The following is a 229-nucleotide window of genomic DNA, read 5'->3' as shown; positions in this document are numbered from 1 at the left end:
ACCACCCGGAAAGCATCACGAACCTTTGTGAGCTTTTATCCACGCAGGAAGGGCGGGATATTGTTTCCGGGGAGCTTTCCAAAGCGAAAGAACAGCTTGAAGCCGGGGAAAAGCAGATAAAGTGGCGGTATGTGAAAAGTCCGGAGCATCTGCTTTCAGAGATAGCAGATTTAAGTGTGGAAAAAAGAGAATATACGGCACAGGACAGTGTGGAGGTGCGGAATGAGGA

At 48.9% G+C, this 229-nt stretch carries 1 protein-coding gene; it reads left to right on the top strand.

All coding sequences use genetic code 11. The features are described from left to right. On the top strand, nucleotides 1-229 hold a 229-nt coding region (locus HJV72_RS18940; protein ID WP_208073411.1), incomplete at both ends, for a hypothetical protein.

This window comes from Extibacter sp. GGCC_0201, from assembly GCF_017566055.1.
Classification (GTDB): Bacteria; Bacillota; Clostridia; order Lachnospirales; family Lachnospiraceae; genus Extibacter.
Note: the sequence above shows the minus strand (reverse complement) of the source record. Positions and strands in the feature narration are given on the sequence as shown.